This window comes from Paraburkholderia sp. 2C (assembly GCF_054589215.1).
On sequence record NZ_BAAILL010000037.1, the window covers coordinates 82576 to 106105 of the forward strand.

The following is a 23530-nucleotide window of genomic DNA, read 5'->3' on the forward strand; positions in this document are numbered from 1 at the left end:
GGGTGAAACGTGATGCCAGTCTAGGGAGCCGCCACAAACGGGGCCGTTACCCGATCATTACGAAAAAATGACGAGGCTGTTCGCGCGGCCGGTAAGCAGCCGGTAGGCGGCCGGTAAAAGCGAGGGCGCCTGTGTAAAGGCGCCCTCGCTGCCGTTGGGACCGTGTTTCGGGCCGTCAAGGCCCGATCAGGCCCAGTCAGGCCCATCGGACCTTAGTGCTTGTGCTTCTGGGAATCCTTGACGGCTTCCTTCATGTCGCCGACGTCCTTGCGGGTCTGGCCGACTTCCTGTTGCACATCGCCCTTCAGCTCGCGGGCCGGGTTGTTCGTCGCGCGGCCCACTGCTTCGTTGGCCTTGCCCTTCACCTTCTCGACGGTGCCCTTCACCTGATCCTTATTCATGATGACCTCCTTAAAGACGACAAGGCGTCGCCAGCGTCACTGCAGCATGAAGCGAGCCTGACAGGATGTTGCGCACCGAGCGCGCATTGTGCACAGCAGCAGACGCGATGCGAACACGGCGCGATAGCGAGCCGATACGCGATGCCACGCAAGGACGCATAAAAACTGTCGCGATTGGAATAGCACTTGCTAAAATTCGAAATAGTACGGAGGGCAATATGGCAGACATCCTTATTGTCGATGCCGATGCAGGCGTGCTGAGTACCCTCGGCCTGCTGATCGCCGCGGAGGGCTATGTCGTCCGCACGGCCACCAACGGCAATGACGCGCTCGATCTCGCGCGCGCGAGCCGTCCCGACGTGCTGATTTCCGACACGCGCATGCCGGGCCTTTCCGGCCCCGCGCTCGTGCGAGAAATGCGCAAAGACCCTGTACTCGCTACCGTGCCGGTCATCCTCGCTTTCAACGGCGCCTTGCCGCCGCGTATTCGCGTCTTCAGTTTTTTGCGCAAGCCATTACGGTATGCCAGGCTTCTGAAAGTGCTGCATCGCGCCGAGCGCGCCCGCGCACGACGCGACGCGCGCCATTCGCCGGCGAACTGGAGAGTCGCCCGGCGCCATCTGAAGGGCGAGCCGAAACCGGGCTAACGGGGTTCAGGCGCGTTGAATCAATGCCGCGCTTCCGGCAGGGAAAGCAGCAAAGCGGGCACGCTCATATCTTCGTCGAGCTCAGGCCAATACAACTGCTGACGGTCCAGCGAAATCGCGAAGTGCTCGCGTTCGTCGGTTGTCGCCGCTTCCAGCACCGGAAACCAGCGCAGCGGAAACTCGATATCCCGCCCGTCGGATAGCCGCAAAAACAGGTGCGCGCTATCGAAGCTCACATCGACTGCATCGGCATACATGGCTCACTCCTGAACGAAGACCGCTACACGCCCTCTACACGATAGGTGGCGCGGCAGTCGCGTTCAAGGGAGCTTCGCGCGGCCATGGCGCGCGACGTTCTGCGCGCAAGCGTGGGCGTATGCGCGTGCGTATCCGTTTGCGCAATCGTTTTCCCGGCGTACATGCAACACGCGCGCGTCGCGTTGCACCGGGTTTGTCTTGTTCCGGGCCGCATGCCGACAGTTCCCGATACAATCCCCTGACGAATCGCCAGCGCCCGCATGCATTGCGGGTGTGCCGCTTCGACGCGTCCGTGCCGTCCAAGGCTGTCAAGTCAGTCGTTCGTCGAGCCGTAAACGTAAGGATCAGCGTGCGCAGTAGCCGCATCGATCGGGCTGTTCGACCCACCGCAGGCAGCCGATGCGGAGACAGCGCGGTGACTTCATGCCAGCCAGGCCGTCTATGTTCAATTTTCTTCTCGATACACCGACATCGGGCAACGGTCAGGTAACAGCGTCGATACGCGCGTCGCTGCTGTCCACGCTATTCGAGAACACGCGCCCGCTGCTGATGTCGGGGCTCTCGAGTGCCTTTGTCGCCGTAGTGGCCTGCTTTCGCGTGCATCATGCGTGGGCGCCGTTGTGGCTAGTCGCCGAACTCGTCTTGCTCAGCGCGCGCATGACCATCGCGCACCGGTACGTCGCGCGTAACCGCGCGCGCCCGGTTCATCCGGAACGGTCGGCCTCGCGCTATGCGCCGGTGTCGCTGCTCGCGTGTCTGACCTTCGGCCTCGGCACGATGGCGTCGATCATTTCCGGCGACATGGAGCTGGCCTCGCTTGCGCTGATGGTGACGGCCGGCATACTCGGCGGCATCGCGTCGCGCAACGCCGCGCTGCCGCGCCTCGCGATCATGCAGATTTTTTGCGGCACGATTCCGATCGGCGTCGGCGCGCTGCTCGCGCCGCGCAGCGCGTCATGGATACTCGTGCCGCCGCTTTTCGCTTATCTCGTCGCGATGGTGTCGGTCGTGCGGCGCCATTACGAAGGCCTGGTCGCGCTGATGACCGCCGAGCAACGCCATGCGGAACTGGCGGCTCGCTTCGATGCGGCGCTGACGCATATGCCGCACGGCCTGTGCACGATCGACGGCAGCGGCCGCGTGATCGTCGCGAACCGGCGCGCGGCGGAGTTGTTCGGTGCGACCGTCGAAATGCTGCGTCTGAACGTGCCGTTGCCCGAATTTATCGGGCAGGTGGGCGTGGCGAAGTTCGGCGAGACATTGCGCAAGCAACTCGTCGAGCGCTGCACCGCATGGCTCTCGGACGAGCGCCGGCCGCTCGATCTCGAACTCGGCGACGGGCGCCAGCTCGAAATGACACGCAACCCCGTGCCCGACGGCAGCGCCGTGATCATCATCGAAGACGTCACCGAACGCCGTCAGTCCGAAGCGAAAATCCTGCATCTCGCGCGGCACGATCCGCTGACCGGCTTGCCGAACCGGCGCGATCTGTACGAGCGGCTCGAGCGGATTCTCGCGAGGTCGACGGGCAGCCGCGAACCCGAAGTCGCGCTCATGTATCTCGATCTGGACGGCTTCAAGCAGGTCAACGACCGGCTCGGCCACCATGCCGGCGACGAAGTGCTGACGGCGGTTGCCGGGCGCCTGAAGGAATTGCTGTGGACCGGCGAATTCGTCGCGCGTCTGGGCGGCGACGAATTCGCGGTCGTCGTCGAAAACAGTATGTGTGCGGCGAGCGAGGCGCTTGCGCCGCGCATCATCCGCGAGATCGCCAAGCCGTACATGCTGTCGACGGGCGAAGCGATCAGTATCGGCACGAGTATCGGCATTGCATTCGCCACGCACGGCGAATCGATCGAACAGCTGTTGAAGCGCGCGGACGTCGCGCTGTACGACGCGAAGGAAGCGGGCAAAGGGACCTTCCGCTTCTCGGTGCCGGACGGCAGCCGCAAGGACGGCGCGGTCAGCGAGCCGCGCTGGCCGGCGTCATAGCGGCGGCAGCGGCGGCGGTCGTTGGGGCCGTCGTTGTAGCCGTCGTGACCGGGCTCGCCGAGGTGACGCCAAGGGGCGCATCGGCATCTGCATCTACATCTGCGTTCGCGTTCGCGCCGCGCGGCTCGATGCGGTCCGTCAATCGATAGCCGCGGCCGCGCACGGTTTCGATCAGCTTGTCGTGGCCGAGCGCGCGCAACGCCTTCCTCAAATAGAACACGTGATGATCGACGCTGCGATCGTCGAGGCGGCAGGCCTCGCGACCGTACAGTTCGCCGATGATTTCCCTGCGGCTGTACACGCGGTGGCCATGAGTCAGAAAGAAGTGCAGCAACTGGCATTCGAACGGGCCCAGCGGCAAGGCGGATTCGCCGCAGTCCGCGTCGCTCTCGACGCGCATGGCGGCAAGATCGAGCGTCAAGCCCTTCACCGAAATCCGCATGGAGGTCTGGGCGCGCGGCGTCGGCCGCAGCAGCACGCGCAGGCGCGCCAGCAGTTCGCGCGGCGAGAACGGCTTGCGTACGAAGTCGTCGGCGCCGGCGTCGAGCGCGCGCACGCAGTCGTCCGCATCGTCGCGCGCGCTCAGCATGATGACGGGCAGACGTTCGGTGCGCGAGTCCGCTCGCAAATCGAGCAGAAACGACAGCCCCGAACGGTCGGGCAACGACCAGTCGACGACGAGCGCAAGCGGCGCGCGCGCTGCGATCAGCGCGTCGGCGTCCTGCGCAGTGGGCGCGACGCACGGTAGATAGCCCGCGCCCTGGAACAGCGCCCACAGCGTTTCGCAGACGCGCAGGTCCGCGTCGACAATCAGAATTTCTTTTTCGACGCGGCGCACGCTTTCGCCCGATGCGCGGCTGTGGGCCGTCAGAGGGTTCATTGCGCCGCGACCGGCTGTGCCGTCGGCGAGGCGGTGGCCGCGTGTTGGCCTGGCGGTGTGCCGGGTTGCGCACCTCGTGACGTGCTTGTCGATCCGGCCGGCCGGTAACCGTCGGTCAAGGTGTTCAGGAATGCGATCACATCGGCGATTTCCGCCTCGTTCAACGCCGGCGTCTGGCCCGGTTTGCGATCGAGCGGCGCATCGACGACATCGATATTCGCGCGGTATTGCGGCGGCAGATCGTCGTACTTCTGCACTACGCCGCGACGGTCCGCCGGATACCACTTGCGCGGGTTCGTGTCGCGTTCGACGTACCAGTGCAGCACGTCGTCGAGCGTATGAAAAACGCCATTGTGAAAGAACACCTGGCGCGTCGCGACGTTGCGCAGTGTCGGCGTCTTGAAGAGGCCGCAGTAGTTCTTCTGGTTCCGATAGTCGGCGCGCGCCGGGCCGCAGAGCCCGAGATCGAAGTGGTGCGGATCGCGATTGTGCGCAAGCGCCCGGTTGCGCGGCACACCGAGCGCTTCGAACTGGTAGTCGGTGAAGGCGGCCGGAAAGACGCCGTCGCGCGACGGCTTGTCGATATGGCAGGCCGCGCAGTTGCCTTTGGCCGGGTCTTCGAACAGCTTGAGGCCGTGCATTTCCTGCGCGCTCAACTGCGCCTTGCCGGCGAGATACCAGTCGTATTTGCTGTCGTACGGATGAAACGACACCTCTTCGGCCTGATAGCGGCCGAGCGCGAACAGCGCCTCGCCGATCAGCTGTCCGGAGTTGTTCAGCACATTGGGCCCGAACAGGTCGGTGAAGCGCTTCGCGTAGCGTGCATGGCGCAGTTTGTCCGTCACGACATCGAGATTGCGGTTCGCCATTTCGTGTGCATCGAGGAGCGGGCCGACCGCCTGTTCCTGCAGCGTGTTCGCGCGGCCGTCCCAGTCGAAGCCGCCTTGCGGGACAGGGACGGGCGGCGGCGCCGCTGCCAGCTGCGCGCCGCTTTTCGCGGTGGCCGCCACGGTGCCGCTGACCGCGGCGGGCGGCACGGCGGGCGCATCGGTGTCGGGCATGATGCTCGGCGCGCCGATCGTAAACGTCGGGTTGTGATCGAGATAGCGCAGCGACGGCACCGCACGCGCGCCTTCAAGGTTCATATTGATGCCGCCGAACTGCACGGGGTGACCATCGGGCGGACCGTATGCATGCTCGGGGCTATGGCACGACGCGCACGACTGGCGCCCCGAAGCGGACAGACTTCGATCGAAGAAGATGTCCCTGCCGAGCTGCGCCATTGCCGAGAGCGGCGGGTGATGGCGCGCGGCGGGGTCGACGGCGGCCAGCGGTCGCGCGGCGGCGGCGAGAGGCGAGGCCGGTGACGCGGGTTGCGTGGCGGCACGCGAGCCGTGGGTGCCTGGAGCGGGCGTGCGTGAGCCGGTGAGCCCATCAGTGGGGCCATGCCGCCCGGGCGTCCATGCATCGTCGTGCAAAAGGTGAGCGCCTGACCATCGCCAGGCGCCGACGTGCGGCCTGTCATGACTGAACCAGGCGAGCCCGGCAAACGCGGCAGCCGTCATCACCGCGATCGTCACGCACAGTCTGAAATCGGACCGCGAACTCAATGCTTTCATGTCTTCTGCCAAACGGGTTGCTTCGGTGGCGCTCGTTGCACGAGAAGCGAGCGAGCGCGCGGCCACGAGCGTTACGGCTTGCCCGGCGCCGCGCGCGGCCACAGTGAGGCGCTGCCCTCACTTGCCCTCGAGAGCGGCTTGCGCGCCCGGCAATGCGCCGGAGTTCGGATCGAGAATCAGCGTCGGCGTATTCAACGTGAAGTCGAACAGGTTCGTGAGCGGACCCGACAGCGCGTCGAACGAGCCCTGGCCGATCCGTTGCCCGCTGAGCCAGTTGTCTTCGATGAAGTGAATCAGCGAGGTCTGGTCGGCCAGCGTGTGATCGACGAAGTTCTGCTTCGCGAACGGCGAGATCGCGATCAGCGGCAGGCGCGGGCCGTAGCCGCAGCGCCCGTTTGCGGGCTGGCCGCTGACGCCCGGCAGCGGCGTGGTTGCGCCGCCCGCGACGGTCACGAGGCAGGTATTCGTGCCGCTCAGCGCATCGGACCCCGAACTCGACGGATTGATCACGTGGGACATGTGGTCGTACCAGCCGTCCGAGTCGTCGTACGTGATGAATACCGCGGTGTTCTTCCAGTCCGGCTGCTGCTCGAGGAAGTTCACGGTATTGACGAGGAAGGTCTGCTCGCTGAGCGGATCGGAGGTCGACGAGTGGCCGCTTTGCCACGACGGCGCCTTCAGGAAACTGACCGACGGGAAGTTGCCGGCCGTCACCGCCGCGAAAAAGTCGTCCGTGTCGTACTGGTGATTGGCGCCGCCGTCGTTGTTCGTGCCGATCGCCATCACCGACGACGGCCGCGTGTGCTGCGGATTGCGCGTCGACGCGTAGTACTGGAACGGCGCGTGTTCGGCGTCGTAGTCGGGGATATAGCCGCCGACGACTTCCGAGAAGCTCGAGCGCAGACAGCCGGTCGTGCCGTTCGGGTTCGTCTGCGTCAGATCGAAGCCGCCCTGGAACCAGCCCCACGTGACACCGGCCGTGTTCAGCAGGTCGCCGATGTTTTTGCTCGTCATCGAGCCCGTCGTGCCGGACGGCGAGCAGACGTCGCCGGTCGGGAAGATGTCGCTCATCAGCGTGAACGTATTGGTGCCGCTGCCGTCATCCATCGCGGCGCCGGTGGTGGCGGTCGCGACGACCCCGTTCGTTTGCCCAGACACGAGATTGATCGCGCCTTGCGTCGACGAACCGAACGTGGTGCCGAAGAAGTTGTCGCTCATCGCGAAGCTTTGCGCGTAGTTCCACAGCGCGGTCACCGTGTTGCCGTCGAAGTAGCCCAACACGAGGCCGTTCGTGAAGAACGGTCCGGTGCCGGTCGACAGCGTGACGCCCTTGCCCGTGAATTTGGGGAACAGGTCCATGAGGGGTATGGTCGGGTTGGCGAGCGCATCGAATGCTTCCTGCTCGTTCTTGTAGCCGTGGCTCTGATCGGCAGTCAGCGCCTGCGTGCGATCGAGACGGAAAGGATTGACATTGCCTGGGCTGTTTGCCGTATTGGTCGAATTCGGATTGTCGATCAATAACGGGCTGGTCTTGATGGTGAAGCCCGAACTCGTTTCCAGCAGATTGTTGATATCCGTCGGCGTATTCTTGGCGGCAATGAATGGTAATTCGGCCGGACTACCCGGATTTCCCGCAACCGGATACGTGCCGAAATAGTGATCGAAGGAAACGTTTTCCTGATAAATAATCACGATGTGCTTGATCGGCGTCGCCGTGGCAATCGAGTCCTGCACGCTGGTGGTGGAGGTCGTGGCGGGCGGAGGAGGCGTACTTCCCGACGCCGACGAGGAGCTTCCGGAAGAGTCCGACCCGCCGCAGCCGCTCAGCAGCAGGGTCGCGCCGACGATCGCGCCGGCGAACACGTTGCGTATCATTTAAACCGATCCTTTTATTTCGAAGACCAAACTGGTACGCAGTCTGGAGTACTGGGGGTGAGCAAGCGGCGAGAATGCCAGCCCGATATTCCTTACGGATGACAGTTATTTTTTCTGAAATCCGTTTTGGGCTTTCGAATATATAAAAGGAGGGATTCAGTTATTGGAGTGAGATGGAAACAAAATAAAAGATTAAAAAATTCCTTAGAAATTGATGAAAACAGGCTGATGACGGGCTTGTCGAGCCGGTCCAATCCGGCAAAATGGCGGGCAAAAAACAAAAACGGCGGCCCTGAGGCCGCCGCATGGGCTGGACGCTACGTCATGCTTACCTGATGCGTCCGATTGAACGCAGCGTCCAGTTACATGTTGCGCGCGATCACATCTGCGCGCCGATCATCCACGGCACGAACTCTTCGTTGCCGATGCCGAGCGCTTCGCTCTTCGACTGCTCGCCCGACGCGACGCTGACGATCGCGCGGAAGATCTCCTCGCCTTTCTGCTCGACGGTCGCGGTGCCGTCCATGATTTCCCCGCAGTTGATGTCCATGTCGTCGCGCATCCGGTGGTACATCTTCGAGTTGGTCGCGACCTTGATCGACGGCGCGGGCTTCGCGCCGAAGCACGAGCCGCGGCCCGTCGTGAACACCACGAGGTTCGCGCCGCTCGCGATCTGGCCGGTCGCGCCCATCGGGTCGTAGCCCGGCGCATCCATAAACACGAGGCCGTGCTTGTCGACGGGCTCCGCATACTTGTAGACGTCGACGAGCGGCGTCGACCCGCTCTTCGCGACCGCGCCGAGCGACTTTTCGAGAATCGTCGTCAGGCCGCCCGCCTTGTTGCCAGGCGTCGGGTTGTTGTCGATGCTGCCCTTTTCGCGCTCCGCGTAGCCTTCCCACCAGCGGATCCGTTCGACCACTTTCTCGCCGACTTCACGCGAGACCGCGCGGCGCGTCAGCAGGTGTTCGGCACCGTAAATTTCGGGCGTTTCAGTCAGGATCGCGGTGCCGCCGTGCTTGACGAGCAGGTCGACCGCCGCGCCGAGGGCCGGGTTGGCGGTGATGCCCGAGTGGCCGTCCGAGCCGCCGCATTGCAGCGCGACGCACAGGTGCGAGACCGGCGCGGGCTCGCGCTTCACGTCGTTCGCCACGGGCAGCATCTTGTCGATCGCGGCGATCACGGCTTCGACGGTTTTCTGCGTGCCGCCCAGTTCCTGCATGACGAACGGCACGACCATCGGCCCCGGCGCCACGCCTTCGGCGACGAATAGCGCGCCCATCTGGTTCGCTTCGCAGCCGAGGCCGACCACGACGATGCCCGCGAAATTCGCGTGGCGCGCGTAGCCGCCGATGGTGCGGCGCAATTGCTGGATGCCTTCGCCGTTGTGATCGATACAGCAGCCGAAGCTGTGCGACAGCGGCACGATGCCGTCGACGTTCGGGTACGCATCGAGCGCACCGGGCCGCGAAAAATGCTGCGCGGCCATTTTTGTCACGCTCGCCGAACAGTTCACCGTGCTGACGATGCCGATGTAGTTGCGCGTCGCGACGCGCCCGTCGGCGCGCTTGATGCCCATGAAAGTGAGCGGTTCGGCCGGGCGCTGCACGGCTTTCACTTCGCTGCTGAACGCGTAGTCGCGTTCGAAATCGCCCATTGCCACGTTATGCACGTGCACATGTTCGCCGGGCGCGATCGGCTGCGTCGCGAAGCCGATGATCTGGCCGTAGCGGCGCACGGGGCTGCCCTGCGCGACCGCGCGGATCGCCACCTTGTGCGCTTCGGGGATGTCGGCGAGCACGGTGAGCCCGTCCAGTTCGTCGAGCGTTGTACCGCTCGGGATGGCTTGCCGCGCGATCGCGACATCGTCGTCGGCATGCAGTTTGATGACCGCGGAAGCGGCTACGACATTGGTCATGGATATCTCCGTTTGTGTCGATCGGAGTTAGCGCTTTAGCGCTTACTCCGATCCCATGCTGACGTTGAACCTGGTAAGCGCTTCAGCGCTTACCAGGAGCCGACAGCGAGTCGACCGGAGTTAGCGCTTTAGCGCTTACTCCGGTCCCATGCTGACGTTGAACCTGGTAAGCGCTTCAGCGCCTACCAGGAGCCGACAGCGAGTCGACCGGAGTTAGCGCTTTAGCGCTTACTCCGATCCCATGCTGACGTTGAACCTGGTTAGCGCGTCAGCGCTTACCAGGAGCCGACAGCGAGTCGATCGGAGTTGGCGCTTCAGCGCTTACACCGGTCCCATGCCGCAGTGCTCCAGGCTAGCGCCTTTGCGCTTACCAGGAGCCGCGCGGCGATGGATGCATTCGTGCACGCGTTCGCCGCGTCGTGCATCATGTGGGGTGCATGCAGTATGCGAAGCCGCTCTGGCGGCCGCAAATTGGTCGGACCACATCGCGCCAGGAGACATCAGATGGGACAGCACAGCGAGCGAAACAGCGCGCTGGGTCATGTCATCAGACAGATCGAAAGCCAGTTGCTCGACCCGGACCTGAGGCCGGGCGCGCGGCTGCCGTCCGAGCGCGCCATGGCCGAATCGTTCGGCACCTCGCGCTCGACCGTCCGTGAAGCCGTTGCGCGGCTGGTCGCTCGCGGCGCGCTCGAAACCCGGCGCGGCGCCGGCGTGTTCGTCAGCGCCGCACCGCAGGCGATGCCTGATTCGCTATGGCTGCAGCGCAGCGGAGAAGGGGGACCGCAGCGCCGCGAAACGCTCGAATTCCGGGCGATTTTCGAATGCTGTGTCGCGCGCTTCGCCGCGGAGCGCGCGAGCGCCGACGAACGTCTGCGCCTTGCCAACGTGCTGCACGACATGACGCGCGCGGTGTCGGCCGGTGACGTCGAAGCCGAAGCGCGTGGCGACGCGAACTTTCATCTGACGCTTGCGGCGATGGCGCACAACTTCATGCTTACGCGTTTCTATACGACGGTGGTCGACCAGCTGCGCGATCACATCACGCGCAATACGTACGCGGCGATGCTCGATCTGCCGCATGCGAAAGAGCGCTCGATGGCGCGGCTTGCGCAGCATGAAAGCATCTATCAGGCGATCTGCGAGCATGCGCCCGATGGCGCGGCGCAAGCGATGGCGCAGCATCTCGCGTTTGTCGGCGAGCAGTTCAATGCGGGATAAGTGCGCAGGATAGAAGCGCGGGATAAAAGCGCGGGATAAAAGCGCGGGATAAAAGCGCACGATGAGCGCTTCGCGTTGGCCGCTCAGCCTTGTCGGCGCAACTGCAGCGCGTACGTAAACCGGTTCGCCGGAAACACGCTGACCGTGACCTCGAATACGGCCCCGTGCTGATCGACGTAATGGCGCGTGATTTCGAGCGCGTGACCGTCCGCTTCGACCGCCAGCGGTTTCGCGAGCCGCGCGGGCACGCCGATCGCGCGAATCTCCTGGCGCACTTCGCGCACGCTGCGCCCGAAGCGTTCTTCAACCATCCCGCAGATCAACCCCGAGCTTTTGCGCAGGTCGCGCCGGATGCCGGCGCCGATCGTCGGTTCGAGATAGACGTCGGTCCAGCAGATCGGCTCGTCCGGTTTCGCGGCATCGACGCGCAGCAGCTCGACGCGCAGCCAGCGCGACCCGGTTTCGACGCCGAGCTGAGCGGCCAGCGTCGGACTGGCCGACACTTCACCGATGGCCTGCACGTGCCGCTCGGTGACCACCGCAAACTGGATCAGATCTTCGACACTCGATAACGACCGCTCGTACGCGACCCGCGGCTTGCTCGCTTCGACGCGAATGCCCGCGCGCTTGCGCCGCGAGATGAGCCCGAGCTCCTGGACCCTTTCGAGCGCGGAGCGCACGGTGGCCCGGCTCACGCCGAATTGCGCGGAAAGATCGAGTTCGCTGGGCAGCGCCGCGCCGACTTCGAAGGTGCCATTGCCGATCGCCTCAATCAGTTGCTCCGCCAGTTCGGCGTATCGGGGTTTCATTGACAACGGTCCTTTATGGTTGAAGCGGGTTTCGCGGCGCCTGCGCCCGGCGCGCGCTAATGCTAGCCCGCGCGTGGCGCGCTGCCAAGTCAGGCGGGCGTGGCGGCACATGGGCCGCGAGCATACAGGTAAACCCGAGGTTGACCCGCGTTACATCGGGACAATATAGTCCGGACTTATTCTAAATGTCCGGACTTATTTTCGACTTGATCCGGATCGTTCCATCAGTCGCATAGTCCAGCGCGTGCGGGTGGCGTTGCCAGCAATAAGCGAGCAGCAAGGCAGGCGGCACGGCGGGCAACACCACGAACGGCACGGCAAACGGAGACGAGCATGGCTTTTCATACCGACACGGCGAACCCACGCAGCCCCGACGCGGAACGCACGGCGGCGCGCAGCAGGCCGCCGGTCTATGCGCGGCTTGGCGTGCAGATTGTCGCGGGCATCGCGGCCGGCATTGCGCTCGGCTTTATTGCGCCGAAGCTCGCGGTCGATATGAAGATTCTCGGCGACATCTTTCTGCGCCTGATCAAGATGATCGTCGCGCCGCTCGTGTTCCTGAACGTGGTGCTCGGCATCGCCGCGGCCGGCGACCTGAAGAACGTCGGCCGCATCGGCCTTCGCGCGCTGATCTACTTCGAGATCGTCTCGACGGTCGCGCTCGCGTTCAGCATGGTCGTGGCGAACCTGTCCGACGTCGGCGCGGGCATGCATCTGACGCAGAACGCCGCCGACGCCGCGGCCGCTCACGCGCAGTACGGCAAGGCCGCGCCCGTGTCGCTCGAGCATTTCATGCTGACGCTCTTTCCCGACAACTTCGTCGGCGCATTCGCGAACGGTTCGCTGTTGCAGGTGCTCGTGATTTCGATCGGCTTCGGCGCCGCGCTGCTGATGCTCAAGCGCGACACGCGCGGCAGCGTCGAACACGCCTTGACGCGCATGTCCGAAGTGTTCTTCAAGTTCGTCGACGTGATCATGAAGTTCGCGCCGCTCGGCGCGTTCGGCTCGATCGCGTTCGCGATCGGCAGCAGCGGCATGAACGCGGTGATCTCGCTCGGCTATCTGCTGATCGTGATGTACCTGTCGCTTGCGTTCTTTGTCGTCGCGGTGCTCGGTGTCGTGTTGCGGCTCTACGGCTTCAACGTGTTGCGCTTTCTGCGCTATTTCAAGGACGAAATCTTTCTGCTGTTCGCCACCGCGTCGTCGGAAAGCGCGCTGCCGCGTCTCTTCGAAAAGCTCGAGCGGCTCGGCTGCTCGCGGCAGTCCACGGGCCTCGTGCTGCCGACCGGTTATGCGTTCAACCTCGACGGCACGGCCGTCTATATGTCGCTGTGCGTGATGTTCGTCGCGAACGCGTACGGCATTCCGCTCAGCTTGCATCAGCAACTCGGGCTGCTGTTGCTGATGCTCGTCACGTCGAAGGGCGCCGCAACCGTGTCGGGCGGCACGTTCATCGTGTTCGCGGCGACGGTCACCGCATCGGGCATGTTGCCGATCGAAGCGCTGCCGATTCTGTTCGGCATCAACCGCTTCACGTCGCAGGCGGTGGCGATCTGCAACTCGATGGGCAATAGCGTCGCGACGCTCGTCATCGCGAAGTCGTCGGGCGAATTCGATCCGGATGCGGCGCGCGACGAGTATCAGCGCGTATTCGGCGCGCGGCCCGGCAAGGTCATCTGAGCATCGGATTCTGTTTCGTTCAAGGAAGGGTTATGCGTATCACTGCGGTCAGGGAGATGTCGGTTCCGCTCGAAGGCAATGTCGCGAATGCGCTCGTCAGTTTTGCGGAGCACGACGTGTCGCTCGTCGCGCTGCATACCGACGTGATCCGCAACGGCAAGCCGGTGATCGGCTATGCGTTCGATTCGATCGGGCGCTTCGCGCAAGGCGGCATTCTGCGCGACCGGATGATTCCGCGCTTGCTGGCCGCGCCGCCGGACAGCCTGCTCGATGCGAGCGGCGAATGCTTCGACCCGCAGAAGGTGCTGGGCACCATCTTGCGCAACGAGAAACCCGGCGGTCACGGCGACCGCGCCGCGGCCGCCGGCGCGCTCGAGCTCGCCGTGTGGGACCTCAACGCGAAGCTCTGCGACGAACCCGCGCATGTCACGATCGCGCGCCGTTACGGCCGGCGCGGCAAGACCGAAGGCGTCGACGTGTATGCGGCGGGCGGTTACTACTACGCGGAAGACAGCACGCAGCGCCTTGCCGACGAATTCAACGCGTATCGCGCGCAGGGCTTCGACGCATTCAAGATGAAGATCGGCGGCGCGAGCCTCGCGCAGGATCTCGCGCGCATCGAAGCAGCGCTTGGCGTGGCGGGCGAAGGTCAACGGCTGGCCGTCGACGCGAACGGCCGCTTCGATCCCGACACCGCGCTCGCGTACGCCAACGCCATCGCGCCGTACGACTTGCGCTGGTACGAAGAGATCGGCGACCCGCTCGACTTCGATCTGAACCGCCAGGTCGCCGAGGTCTACTCAGGCCGGATCGCGACCGGCGAAAACCTGTTCTCGCTTGCCGATGTGAAGAACCTGACGCGCTTCGGCGGCATGCGCGCGGGCCTCGATGTGTTCCAGATGGACGCGGGTCTTGCCTACGGGCTCACCGAATACGCGCGAATGATCGAGCTGATCGAAAGCCACGGCTTCGATCGCGCTCAGGCCTATCCGCATGGCGGCCATCTGATCAACCTGCATATCGCGGTCGGTCTTGAACTGGGCGGTTGCGAGGCGTATCCGGGCGTGTTTCAGCCATTCGGCGGCTATGCGGCCGGATGCGGCGTCGGCGGCGGCCTGGTGCGGCCGACCGCCGCGGCGGGATTCGGTCTCGAAGAAAAAGACGGGCTGCGCCCGTGGCTCGCGCGCCTCGCCGCGTAATGCGACCGCAGCGACTTCGACAGCCCCGGCAGCGTTGGCAGCCGCCCGATAAGGCTGCGACCGACGCAGCCGCAAACGATCAAGCAATGAAGCTCCAAGGAACCTGACGACGATGGCAACCACTGTTTTCGACTCCGCGCTGTTTCGCGACATGTTCGGCACGCCCGAGATGCGTGACGTGTTTTCCGATACCGCGTATCTCGCGCGCTGCATCGATGCGGAGACCGCGCTTGCGCGCGCGCAGGCGAAGGCCGGCCTGATTCCCGAGCAGGCCGCGCGCGACATCACCGGGCGCGCCGATTTCGCGAAACTCGATCTCGAGCAGTTGCGGCACGAGACGGAGATCGTCGGCTATCCGATCCTGCCGCTCGTCAAGCAGTTGAGCGACATGTGCGGCGAAGCGGGCCGCTATGTGCACTGGGGCGCAACGACGCAGGACATCATGGATACCGCGACGATGCTGCAATGCATGCGCGGCGTCGCGATCGTCGAGCGGCAGCTCGACGAAGTGCGCGATGCGTTGCGCGGTCTCGCGGACCAATACGCCGATACCGTGACGGCCGGCCGCACGCACTTGCAGCATGCGCTGCCGGTCACGTTCGGGTTTCGCGCGGGCGTCTGGCTGTCGTCGTTGCATCGGCATGCGGAGCGTTTGCAGCAGGCGAAGGCGCGCGTGCTGATGGCGCAGTTCGGCGGCGCGGCCGGCACGCTCGCGTCGCTCGGCGACCCGGTGCGCGCGCTCGAGACGCGGCGGCTCTTCGCGCAGGAACTCGGCCTGCGCAACCCGGAGATCACGTGGCATGTCGCGCGCGACGGTCTCTGTGAACTCGTGTCGCTGCTTGCGAGCATCGGCGGCTCGCTCGGCAAGATCGGCGTCGACGTGATGATAATGGCGGCATCCGAATTCGGCGAAGTCGCGGAGCCGTTCGTGCCGGGCCGCGGCGCAAGCTCGACGATGCCGCAAAAGCGCAATCCGATTTCGAGCGAGCTGATGTTCGCGGCGGCGAAGATGCTGCGCGAGCGCGCCGCGCTGATGCTCGACGGCATGATGCACGACTTCGAGCGCGCGACCGGGCCATGGCATCTCGAATGGAGCGCGGTGCCGGAAAGCTTCCTGCTCGTCGCGAGCGCGCTGCATCAGGCGAACTTCATGCTGCGCGGCCTGCACGTGGACCCGGCGAGGATGCGCAAGAACCTCGATCTGACGGGCGGCCTGATCGTTGCCGAAGCGGTGATGATGGGCCTTGCGCCCGCGCTCGGGCGTCAGCATGCGCACGATGTGGTGTACGACGCATGCCGCGTCGCGATCGAGGAGAGCCGCACGCTCTACGACGTGCTGTCGAAGCACGCGTCGATTCGCGAACGCTTCGACGATGCGCAACTGCGCGCATTGACCGATCCGTCGACGTATCTCGGCGCCGCATCGTTGATGGCGCGTTACGTCGCGCATGCACCGAGGGAGACGCGCTAGCCCCGCTAACCTCCTGTTACGAATGTGCGAGCGATGTATCACCTGTGTCAAACATCGGCTCCTACACTGCGAACCGGGTTCTCAGTCATGCACTCAACGTGCAAGGAGTCACAAAATGAACAAGAAGGTGCTTGGCGCGGTGGTTCTCGGTTTCGCGGCATGGGGCGTGTCGACGGCGGCGTCGGCGCATGTCGATGTGGCGGTCGGACTCGGTATTCCGGTGGCGCCGGTTTATGAAGCACCGCCGCCGCCGGTGGTCGTTGCGCAGGCGCCGGTCGTGGTCGGTTATGGCGGATACGGTCCCGACTGGCGTGAACGCCGTGAGTGGCGTGAGCGCGAATGGCGCCGCCGTGAATGGCGTGAGCATGAGTGGCGCGAACACCACGATCGCGGCTGGCACTAACGCGGTGTTATTCGTCGACGCTTCGCTGGGTTGAAACAGACCGGCCGCGCGGAGAGGGCGCAGCCGGTATCGCTTCGGCGGCAGGTGTGGGTTCGATGGCCGGGGATGGGGCCGCGTGTTTGGCGGGGCCGGGCTCAATGGCAGCGAGCCGGTTCTTCTCCCGCGCCGTCACTCTCATCTGCACGCTCGACAGATGCTCGCGCATCCGCTGTTCGGCGAGTTCGCTATCGCGCGCGATCATCGCCGCGACGATCGCCTGATGTTGTTCCGCGAAGCGTTTGCGTGTTTCCTGGTCGACGGTTTTTTCGCGCAGCGCGGGCTTTACGCGCACGCCGTTGATCGCTTCGAGCAGCGCGATGATGGCGGGATTGCGCGTGGCCTGCGCGAGCAGCAGGTGAAAGCGGTGATCCCACTGTTGCCATTCGTAGTCGTCTTTCGTTGACGCATTTTTTTTCGCGACCTTGTCGAGTTCCGCGAGATCGGCGGGGCTTGCTTTCATGGTTGCAAGCGCCACGAGCGCGGGCTCGATCATAAGCCGCATTTCGGCGACGTCCGATGGGCTCGTGCCGACGGAGAGGCCATTCAACGTCTGCGCAAACCTGAGCGGCCGCGCGCCGAGATAGGTGCCGCGGCCGACGCCGCGCCAGATGCGTCCGGCCGCTTCGAGCGATGCGAGCGCGTTGCGCAATTCGCGCCGGCTAATTGATAGATCTTCGGCGAGCTTGCGTTCCGCTGGGAGCAGATCGCCGTCGCGCAGTTCGTGCCGCGCGATGTAGTCGGCGATGCGGTCCAGCACCGAAATTTCGGACATGGTTTTGACCCCGAACCATTTATAAATTGGTTCGATATTAACATCGGTGGAAGCGTTTTCAATGTTTTTCTTGACGCCGAATTATTGGCCTTAAAATATGAAGTAAGTCCCAGATTCAAGTGGCGCGCTGGAATGAATCGACGGATGAACCAATAACGATTGGTTCGACTCCGCAGTCCCTCAACGCAGTCAAAGTTTCTTGCTAGTCGCTCATCACGAGATCGATTCAATGGCATTCACCACCCGTCCCGAACTGATCGGCACCTTCGGCATGGCCGCGTCGACGCATTGGCTGGCCACGGCGTCCGCGATGGCGGTGCTCGAAAAGGGCGGCAATGCATTCGATGCCGCGGCGGCGGCGGGTTTCGTGCTGCAGATCGTCGAGCCGCATCTGAACGGGCCCGGCGGCGAGTTGCCGGTGGTGTTCTATAGCGCGCGTGAAAAGCGCGTGCGGGTGCTGTGCGGGCAAGGCGTGACGCCGGCCACGATGACGATCGAACGGATGCGCGGCATGGGGCTCGACGTGGTGCCTGGCACCGGCCTGTTGCCGGCGGTCGTGCCCGGCGCGTTCGGCGCATGGATGACGTTGCTGCGCGATTACGGCGAATTGCCGTTGCACGATGTGCTCGGCTATGCGATCGGCTACGCGCAGAACGGCTATCCGGTGGTGCCGCGCATGGCGGCATCGATTCTCGCGATTCAGGATTTCTTCAAAGCCGAGTGGCCGACGTCCGCGCAGCAATGGCTGCGCGACGGCGAAGCGCCGCGGCCGAACCAGTTGTTCAGCAACCCGGCGCTGGCGGCGACCTACCGGCGCATTCTCGAAGAAGCCGGCAGCGGCGATCGCGCCGCGCAATGCGAACGCGCGCGGCACGCGTTCTATTCGGGCTTCGTCGCGGACGCAATCGATCGCTACTTCCGCGCAACGGCGGTGCTCGATACGTCGGGCCTGCGCAATCGCGGCTTGTTGACCGGCGAAGACCTCGCGCGCTGGACGCCGTCGTACGAAGAGCCGGTGTCGTACGACTATGCAGGCTTCACGGTGCACAAGACCGGCCCTTGGGGGCAAGGTCCGGTGTTCCTGCAGCAGCTCGCGCTATTGAAGGGCTTCGATCTCGCGAGCCTCGACCCGCTTGGGCCCGATTTCGTGCATACGGTCGTCGAGTGCGCCAAGCTCGCGTTCGCGGACCGCGAAGTGTTCTACGGTGATCCGCTGCACGCCGATGTTCCGCTCGACGCATTGCTGTCGGATCGCTATAACGATGTGCGCCGCAAGCTCGTCGACCCCGTGCGCGCCTCGCTCGAATTCCGCCCCGGCGAGCTCGATGACCAGCACGGCGACAGCCTCCTGCGCGCGCAAAAGATCGTCGCGAATGCAGGGCGCCAGCAGCCGGGCGGCTTCGGCCAGGGCGAGCCGACTTTCGCGCCGCTGCCGGAATTGCGCGGCGATACGGTGCACCTCGATATCGTCGACCGGTGGGGCAACATGGTGTCGGCAACCCCGTCGGGCGGCTGGCTCCAGGCGTCGCCTGCGGTGCCGGGTCTCGGCTTCAATGTGACGACGCGCGCGCAGATGTTCTGGATGGAAGCGGGCTTGCCGTCCTCGCTCGGCCCCGGCCGCCGGCCGCGCACCACCTTGTCGCCGACGCTTGTCACGCACGGCGGCGCGCCGTATGCGGCGTTCGGTTCGCCGGGCGGCGATCAGCAGGACCAGTGGTCGCTGCACATGTTCTTGCGGCATGTGCACGCGGGCATGGATCTGCAGGCCGCGATCGATGCGCCGTCGTTCCAGACCGCGCATTTTCCGGGGTCGTTTTATCCGCGTGCGATGCAGCTCGGCAAGATGTCGGCCGAAGCGGGTTTTCCGGCGCGCACGCTCGCCGAATTGCAAGCGCGAGGGCACGACCTGACCGTCGCGGAGCCGTGGGCGTTGGGGCGCGTGTGCGCAGTGGGACTGCGCGACGGCCTGATGCGCGGCGCGGCGACGCCGCGGCAGATGCAGGCCTATGCGATCGGGCGCTAAGTGCGCCTGATCGGGTTATTGCCGTGTGTCGGGTTCGCGTGTTGCGTGCGCGTGTCGATCATCGCGCGCGGGCGTTGTGTGTGTCACCAGGTTCCGGCATGACGTTTGCGCGTCACGCCGGGCTGCGAGGATCGAACATTTCGCGCGGTGCGTGCGCTTAACGCGTCATGTCACTCAAGCGTTTTCAGGGGGCAGGTTCATGTCTATCGTTGCGGCTCGACTCGAACGCTTGCCGTTATCGGGCTTTCATCGAAAGCTGCTGATGATCGGCGGACTCGGTTATCTGTTCGACGGCCTTGACTCGTCGTCGCTGGCGTTTCTGCTGCCGATCGTCAGCAAGCTGTGGCACCTGAGCAGCGCGCAGACGGGGCTGCTCGCGAGCAGCACGTATATCGGGTATTTCTTCGGCGCGTTCCTGTCGGGCGTGACCGCGGATGTGATCGGCCGGCGCCGCATCATGATGAGCGCGCTGTCCATCTATTGCGTCGCGTCGTTCGCAAGCGGTCTGGTCAGCGACTGGCACGCGTTCTTCGCGCTGCGGATGGTCGCGGGCTTCGGCTCGGGCGCCGAGGCCGTCGTGATCGCGCCGTTTCTCGCCGAATTCGTGCCGCGCCGCTATCGCGGCGTGTTCTGCGGCGCATTGGTCGGCTTCATGTCGTTCGGCTACCTGGCGTCGTCGATTCTCGGTTTTTCGGTCGTGCGCAATTTCGCGGACGGCTGGCGCTATGTCGCGATGCTGACCGCGCTGCCGGTCGTGATGCTGCTGTGGTGGCGGCGCGCGCTGCCCGAGTCGCCGCGCTGGCTCGAAAGCCGCGGGCGGCTGCAGGAAGCCGACGAAATCGTGACGGGCGTCGAAGACAGCTTTATCAAGCGCGGCATGACGCTCGCCCCTGTGCGCCGGGTCATGCTCGACGGGCCGCCGTTGCCGCGGCGCGGCGCGCGTGGCGGCGCACTGCGCAATATCGCCGCGCTCTGGTCGACGCGGCTGGCGGGTATGACCGCGATCAGCTGGGCGATGTGGTTCTCCGTCGCGTTCGCGTATTACTCGTTTTTTGCGTGGATTCCGAGCCTGCTCGTCAAACAGGGCTTTACGATGACGCAAAGCTTCGGCTACTCGATTGCGATCTACGCGTCGCAGATTCCCGGCTATTTCTCGGCCGCGTTTCTGAACGAGCGGATCGGCCGTAAGGCGGTGGTGTCGTCGTATATGTTGCTCGGCGCGGTGGCGGCGATCTGTCTCGCGCTCTCGCATGCGGAGCTCGAAATCATGGCCGCCGGCATGTGCCTGTCGTTCTTCATGAACGGCGCGTTCGCGGGCGTCTATGCTTATACGCCGGAAATTTTTCCGACGGCAGTGCGCACGACGGGCGTCGGTTCGTCGTCGTCGTTCGGGCGCATCGGCTCGGTCAGCGCGCCGATTCTGGTCGGCTTCGTCTATCCGGCGTTCGGCTTTACCGGCGTGTTCGGCATGACGACCGCGGTGCTCGTGGCCGGTGCGTCGATCGTGTTTTTCCTCGGTATCGAGACGCGCAACCGCTCGCTGGAAGACATCGAAAAACACGACCTGGCCGCGAGGCCGGACCTCGACGAACTACGCGGCTCGACGCGTATTCACGGCTGATCCATCGGCATCCATTACAGGAACCATCGGACCATCGATATGCAACATGCCCCCCGCCCGCTCGATCTGCTGGACGTCTCGCGGCTCGCGCGTGCTCTGCGCACCGCGCGTCAGCCCGACGCGATCTTTCGCGAGATCTACGCGGTCGCTTGCGAGACGCCAGGCTGCAAGCTCTTCACGATCATGTCGTTCGACGCCGAGCGGTACGAGGTCGAACGGCTGTACACGAATATGCCGACCGTCTATCCGCTAGGCGGCCGCAAGAAGAAACGCGGCAGCGCGTGGGCGGAACATACGCTCGAAAATTTGGTGCCGTTTCGCGCAACCGACGCGGTTGGCATCCGCGCGGCTTTCGACGACCATGCGGTGATCACCGGCATGGGATTGGGCTCGATCCTCAATATTCCGGTCGCATACGACGGGCAATGTGTCGGCACCATGAACCTGACGCATGTCGAAGGCTGGTACACGCAGGCGCACGAGGAAGCGGGGCTCGTGCTCGCGTCGTTTCTTGCCGCGCCGCTCGCGCTTTATCTGCGCAATGCGAAGCCGAAAACGACGCAGCAGGTGAAGGCCGGCTGCGCTTAAGAAAATCGCTCGGGCGAGCGCCGCGCCTCGAACGAGGGCGCGCTGCGCGCTCACCTGAAACGTCGTCAGCTCAAACGTAGATATCGACCTGCGAATCGGACGGCTTGTCCGTGTCGTCGGCGGACGTATCCGGCGACGCCGGCTGCGGCGGCTTATGCCCGCTCGTGGCGCCCGAATGATGCGGCACATGCGGCGTCGCATGTCCGGCCGTCTGATTCGGCGTCTGCCCGGACTGCGAGTCGGGCCAGAGTGCGTCGAACAGCGACGTCTTCCCGTCGTCCGCGCTGCCTTTGGTCGGGTCGCGCTGCTCTTCGCGCTTCTTCTGCACATCCGCTGCGATGCGCATCGTTTCGTAAACCTGCCGGCCTGCAATTCTCATGGCTGCTCCCTGTTTTCGATGTCGGCAAAAAATGGTCGGCCTTCGCCAAACCTTCCAGTTCGTTTACGACTCTTTTAAGGATTTCTTTACCCTTTTGCAAGCGAGCGTGCTGAAGGCCGCACGGCCGGCCACCGACGCCGAGGTCGTCGTCAGCACGAATCGCTTCGGGCTGGCAGAATTGCGTCTCTCGCCGCGAAGCGAAGAAGCTTCGCATCACCGTTCCCCCGCCATCGAATCTCACACGTCAAATGGCCGAATCGCGCAATTCCGGACGTGCGCTCGTCATTGCATCGGTCATGGCTTCGACAGCCATGATCGCGATCGAAATGACGATCGTCTCCACCGCCATGCCGCAAATCGCAACGCAGCTGGGCGGACTCGATCTCTATAGCTGGGTGTTTTCGTCATTTCTGCTTGCGCAGACGGCGATGACCGTCGTGTTCGGCAAGCTCGCCGATCTGTTCGGGCGCAAGCCCGTGATGCTGGTGGGCATTGCGATCTTTCTCGCGGGCTCGCTGCTCGCGGGCTTCGCGTGGTCGATGCCCGCGATGATCGCGTTCCGGCTGATCCAGGGCATCGGCGCCGGCGCTATCCAGCCGGTCGCGATGACGATCGTCGGCGACCTGTACCCGGCGCACGAGCGCGGCAAGGTGCAGGGTTATCTCGCGAGTGTCTGGGCGATCTCGGCCGTGGTCGGACCGGTGGTCGGCGGCTTTATCATCCATGCGCTGTCGTGGGCATGGATTTTCTGGATGAATGTGCCGATCGGGCTCGCCGCGATGGCCGGCTTTATCGCGTTCCTGCACGAAAAACCCGGGCATCAGCGGCCGTCGATCGATATTGCCGGAGCCGCGCTGTTCACCGTCGCGGTCGCCGCGCTGATGATCGCGCTGACCGATGCGGGCGCATCCGCGGGCCAGCATGCGCTCTATGCATGCGCGGTGTGCGCGATCGCGTCGGTGCTGTTCGTGATCCAGGAGCGGCGTGCCGCCGAGCCGATGATCTCGTTTGCGCTCTGGAGCCGCCGGCCGATCGCCGCGACCAATGCGTCGACATTATTGAGCGGCATGGTGCTGATGGGCGTGACGACGTTTCTGCCGATCTACGTGCAAGGCGTGCTGCAGCGCTCGCCGGTGGTGGCCGGCATGGCGCTGACGGTGATGATGGTCGGCTGGCCGGTCGGCGCGACGCTTTCCGCGCGGCTGTTCCGGCGCTATAACCTGCGCTCGATTCTGGTCGTCGGCAGCGTGTTTATTCCGGCCGGCGGCGTGATCTTCGCGCTGATGGGCGTCGACAGCGCGCCGCTCACCGCCGCGTTCGGCTCGCTCGTGATGGGCTTCGGCATGGGCTTGTCCGCCACGGCCGCGCTCGTGCTGATTCAGGAAATCGTCGAAGGCAATCAGCGCGGCAGCGCGACCGCGTCGAATCTGTTCTCGCGCAATCTGGGCAGTACGCTCGGCGCGACGGTGTTCGGCGCCGTGTTCAACTTCGGGCTGGCGCACGCGAAGCAGATCGGCGCGGTAACGCCCGATCAGCTGCGCGCCGCGCTCGATGCATCCACGCAGAAGCTCGGCGCCGTCGATATGGGCGTGCGGGCCGCGTTGCAGCAATCGCTGCATCTGACCTTCGCGGGCGTGCTCGGGGTATCGATCGCGCTGTTTCTGCTGGCGATGCTCGTACCGTCGGTGGTGATTCGTCACAAGCGCGAGGTGACGACGCCGGTTGCGCATTGAGCGCC

Annotated in this window: 20 protein-coding genes; 11 read left to right on the forward strand and 9 right to left on the reverse strand. The window is 64.5% G+C overall.

What is annotated here, in order from left to right:
* Positions 1-212 precede the first annotated feature (212 nt).
* Positions 213-401: a CsbD family protein gene (locus ACYPXD_RS17055; protein WP_459713581.1), complete on the reverse strand. Its 189-nt coding sequence runs from the start codon at positions 399-401 to the stop codon at positions 213-215.
* A 218-nt stretch (positions 402-619) separates the two neighbouring features.
* Between ACYPXD_RS17055 and ACYPXD_RS17060 the strand changes: the two genes are divergently transcribed.
* Entirely contained in the window at positions 620-1048 is a 429-nt protein-coding gene (locus ACYPXD_RS17060; protein WP_459713583.1) for a response regulator, read from the forward strand.
* A gap of 20 nt (positions 1049-1068) precedes the next feature.
* Here ACYPXD_RS17060 and ACYPXD_RS17065 read toward each other — a convergent pair whose 3' ends face one another.
* On the reverse strand, positions 1069-1305 hold the full coding sequence (locus tag ACYPXD_RS17065) for a DUF2442 domain-containing protein (protein ID WP_459713586.1): 237 nt from the start codon (positions 1303-1305) through the stop codon (positions 1069-1071).
* Between the two features lie 424 nt (positions 1306-1729).
* On the opposite strand from ACYPXD_RS17065, the gene ACYPXD_RS17070 reads away from it, so the two are divergent.
* Positions 1730-3298: a diguanylate cyclase domain-containing protein gene (locus tag ACYPXD_RS17070; protein WP_459713589.1), complete on the forward strand. Its 1569-nt coding sequence runs from the start codon at positions 1730-1732 to the stop codon at positions 3296-3298.
* On the opposite strand, the gene ACYPXD_RS17075 is transcribed toward ACYPXD_RS17070, so the two are convergent.
* The 4 genes from ACYPXD_RS17075 to ACYPXD_RS17090 all read right to left on the reverse strand — a co-directional run bounded on the left by ACYPXD_RS17075 (position 3270) and on the right by ACYPXD_RS17090 (position 9587).
* Positions 3270-4178, reverse strand: a complete 909-nt coding sequence (locus ACYPXD_RS17075) for a response regulator (protein ID WP_459713592.1) — start codon at positions 4176-4178, stop codon at positions 3270-3272. The genes ACYPXD_RS17070 and ACYPXD_RS17075 overlap by 29 nt on opposite strands.
* Positions 4175-5797, reverse strand: a complete 1623-nt coding sequence (locus ACYPXD_RS17080) for a cytochrome-c peroxidase (protein WP_459713595.1) — start codon at positions 5795-5797, stop codon at positions 4175-4177. The genes ACYPXD_RS17075 and ACYPXD_RS17080 overlap by 4 nt, the downstream gene beginning before the upstream one ends.
* 117 nt (positions 5798-5914) lie before the next feature.
* Positions 5915-7672 (reverse strand): phospholipase C, encoded by a 1758-nt coding sequence (locus ACYPXD_RS17085; RefSeq protein WP_459713598.1) that lies wholly within the window; start codon positions 7670-7672, stop codon positions 5915-5917.
* Between the two features lie 379 nt (positions 7673-8051).
* Entirely contained in the window at positions 8052-9587 is a 1536-nt protein-coding gene (locus ACYPXD_RS17090) for a UxaA family hydrolase (RefSeq protein WP_459713601.1), read from the reverse strand.
* Positions 9588-10091: 504 nt separating this feature from the next.
* Here ACYPXD_RS17090 and ACYPXD_RS17095 point away from each other — a divergent pair.
* A complete protein-coding gene (locus ACYPXD_RS17095) occupies positions 10092-10808 on the forward strand; it encodes a FadR/GntR family transcriptional regulator (protein ID WP_459713603.1) in 717 nt (238 codons plus the stop codon).
* Between the two features lie 83 nt (positions 10809-10891).
* On the opposite strand, the gene ACYPXD_RS17100 is transcribed toward ACYPXD_RS17095, so the two are convergent.
* The gene (locus ACYPXD_RS17100; protein WP_459713605.1) at positions 10892-11617 is read right to left on the reverse strand and encodes a GntR family transcriptional regulator; all 726 of its coding nucleotides are present in this window, start codon (positions 11615-11617) and stop codon (positions 10892-10894) included.
* A gap of 333 nt (positions 11618-11950) precedes the next feature.
* Here ACYPXD_RS17100 and ACYPXD_RS17105 point away from each other — a divergent pair, with 333 nt between their 5' ends.
* From ACYPXD_RS17105 to ACYPXD_RS17120, 4 genes are all read left to right on the forward strand, one after another.
* A complete protein-coding gene (locus tag ACYPXD_RS17105) occupies positions 11951-13297 on the forward strand; it encodes a cation:dicarboxylate symporter family transporter (protein WP_459713608.1) in 1347 nt (448 codons plus the stop codon).
* Between the two features lie 32 nt (positions 13298-13329).
* Positions 13330-14496: an enolase C-terminal domain-like protein gene (locus tag ACYPXD_RS17110; protein WP_459713610.1), complete on the forward strand. Its 1167-nt coding sequence runs from the start codon at positions 13330-13332 to the stop codon at positions 14494-14496.
* 112 nt (positions 14497-14608) lie between these two features.
* Positions 14609-15967: a class-II fumarase/aspartase family protein gene (locus ACYPXD_RS17115; RefSeq protein WP_459713612.1), complete on the forward strand. Its 1359-nt coding sequence runs from the start codon at positions 14609-14611 to the stop codon at positions 15965-15967.
* Positions 15968-16082: 115 nt separating this feature from the next.
* Positions 16083-16370 carry a hypothetical protein gene (locus ACYPXD_RS17120; protein WP_459713615.1) on the forward strand — a complete coding sequence of 96 codons (288 nt, stop codon included), beginning with the start codon at positions 16083-16085 and terminating at the stop codon, positions 16368-16370.
* 7 nt (positions 16371-16377) lie between these two features.
* Here ACYPXD_RS17120 and ACYPXD_RS17125 read toward each other — a convergent pair whose 3' ends face one another.
* The gene (locus ACYPXD_RS17125) at positions 16378-17181 is read right to left on the reverse strand and encodes a FadR/GntR family transcriptional regulator (RefSeq protein WP_459713618.1); all 804 of its coding nucleotides are present in this window, start codon (positions 17179-17181) and stop codon (positions 16378-16380) included.
* 229 nt (positions 17182-17410) lie between these two features.
* Here ACYPXD_RS17125 and ACYPXD_RS17130 point away from each other — a divergent pair, with 229 nt between their 5' ends.
* From ACYPXD_RS17130 to ACYPXD_RS17140, 3 genes are all read left to right on the forward strand, one after another.
* A complete protein-coding gene (locus ACYPXD_RS17130) occupies positions 17411-19204 on the forward strand; it encodes a gamma-glutamyltransferase family protein (protein WP_459713622.1) in 1794 nt (597 codons plus the stop codon).
* Between the two features lie 199 nt (positions 19205-19403).
* Positions 19404-20825 (forward strand): MFS transporter, encoded by a 1422-nt coding sequence (locus ACYPXD_RS17135; RefSeq protein WP_459713625.1) that lies wholly within the window; start codon positions 19404-19406, stop codon positions 20823-20825.
* A gap of 39 nt (positions 20826-20864) precedes the next feature.
* The gene (locus ACYPXD_RS17140; RefSeq protein WP_459713629.1) at positions 20865-21413 is read left to right on the forward strand and encodes a GAF domain-containing protein; all 549 of its coding nucleotides are present in this window, start codon (positions 20865-20867) and stop codon (positions 21411-21413) included.
* Between the two features lie 70 nt (positions 21414-21483).
* Here ACYPXD_RS17140 and ACYPXD_RS17145 read toward each other — a convergent pair whose 3' ends face one another.
* Entirely contained in the window at positions 21484-21792 is a 309-nt protein-coding gene (locus ACYPXD_RS17145) for a hypothetical protein (protein WP_459713631.1), read from the reverse strand.
* A gap of 248 nt (positions 21793-22040) precedes the next feature.
* On the opposite strand from ACYPXD_RS17145, the gene ACYPXD_RS17150 reads away from it, so the two are divergent.
* On the forward strand, positions 22041-23525 hold the full coding sequence (locus ACYPXD_RS17150) for an MDR family MFS transporter (protein ID WP_459713635.1): 1485 nt from the start codon (positions 22041-22043) through the stop codon (positions 23523-23525).
* Positions 23526-23530 lie beyond the last annotated feature (5 nt).